Source organism: Polaribacter sp. IC073 (assembly GCF_007997075.1).
In the GTDB taxonomy this organism is placed as follows: Bacteria; Bacteroidota; Bacteroidia; order Flavobacteriales; family Flavobacteriaceae; genus Polaribacter.
On the sequence record NZ_VORS01000025.1, the window covers coordinates 1 to 1,671 of the forward strand.

Genomic DNA, 1,671 nt, shown 5'->3' on the forward strand with positions numbered 1-1,671 from the left:
TTGTAATAAGCTTTTAAAACAGGCATTTGCAATCGCCAAATCTGGGTTAATATATGACGATACTTTCAGAAGTGTGTTGGTGAAAAATTAAGTGAATTTTACTTGTTTTTTACCACAGTACTTTGTTGCCAGTAGTTTTTTGTTATCAATTAGATTTTATTTTTCGATAAATTATATCAATTTCTCCGTTTATTTTATAAAAAAGTAAACTATCATTTCTATGCTCATATCTGTATTTTTTTGATTTAAAATACTTGTCTTCGGTTCTTAAATTTATTATACCATCTTTTAAGTCAAAGTTTCCACTTGCTTTAATGTTTGATTTCCAACCGTGGTCAAATGTATTATTATCATTGATTTGTAACCACCAATCATTGTTTGAGGTTTTCTGCCATAAGCCTTGAATATTATCATTGTTATATGAACAAGATATTAAGATTGTAAATATGCAAGCCCAAAGATATTTTTTCATTTTCTAAATTTTAAATTAGTTATTACATTATAATACTCAAAAAATATATGATTATAGAAAAACAAAATACGATACTTTGATTTCTTGTATAAATCCAAGTTTTAATTCCTAAATTATGTGATATGTTTCTCATTTTTCGAAACTCTTGATTTATCTCAATTTTATTTGAGTTATATTCTTTACAAGATTCTAAATTTATTTTTTTGTATTTTTTAAAAATCAATAATTGTCTTTTCCAAAAAGAAAATTTTTCTGGTGATTTCTCATCTAAAGTGGCATTAGTATATTTATGTACTCGATATCTTACTTGATTTATATGTCTTATGATTTGGAAGTCAACAAGTCTATTTATATTAAGAACTATTCCCAAAATTACAGAGAAGGTTATTAATGTAATTGAAATTATTAATAATGTTAATTCCCAATTAATTTTTATTGGCTCAAAACATATATTTTTAAATTCATTTTTGTCAAATGCAAAAGCAAGAAATCCTACACTTAATGTCAATTGTAAATTATTGAAATAAAACAATTGATTAATCGCTTTATCAGACCATCTTTGGTGTCTTTTGTAATATTTATTTGTTATATCTTCTGTCATTTTTAAATTACTGGCAACGTTGTTGTGTAATGAAAGTTGCGATTTTTGTGAACGGCTATTTTCCGGAGGAAAATTGAAGTTTGCAAAAATCGCAACTGCTTTTAGTTAAGCACTAATTTAGCAATTTTTTTTACACGGTGTTGCAAGTAGTAGTTTTTTTCATGCAATTCAGGTTTTTATATTTTCCTTTTTTTTTTGTTTCCAGCTTTTTTCACAAACTTTTAATTCCACAACTTTTTGAATTCCGCTATTTGGAAACCTTTTTTCCTTTTTACATGATTAAAAATTCCGCTAAACTATTGAATTCCGAATTTACTCCAATTCCATAATTTTGGAAATTCCTTCTTTTGATAAAATTCCGATTAGCGAGAGAGTGTTCCATAATTCCCCAATTTCTCCGAACTTTAGAAAAACAATTATAAATTTCTAACGAAAATTTATTTGGTCTGAGAAATCTCCGCTATTACTTGCAACGAGTACCTATATGAAAAGTAGCGTTTTAAAGCTTTCTCATTTTTAGGTATTCTATTAGTTTTTAAAAATAAATAAATTTTTTAGATAAAAAGTGAAATAGCTATTTTTTATATGGGCTGTTGTG

2 protein-coding genes are annotated in these 1,671 nt (G+C 25.9%); both read right to left on the reverse strand.

What is annotated here, in order from left to right; all coding sequences use genetic code 11:
- Positions 1–145: 145 nt before the first annotated feature.
- A complete protein-coding gene (locus ES045_RS16160; protein ID WP_147117306.1) occupies positions 146–472 on the reverse strand; it encodes a hypothetical protein in 327 nt (108 codons plus the stop codon).
- 22 nt (positions 473–494) lie between these two features.
- The gene (locus tag ES045_RS16165) at positions 495–1,073 is read right to left on the reverse strand and encodes a hypothetical protein (protein WP_147117307.1); all 579 of its coding nucleotides are present in this window, start codon (positions 1,071–1,073) and stop codon (positions 495–497) included.
- Positions 1,074–1,671 lie beyond the last annotated feature (598 nt).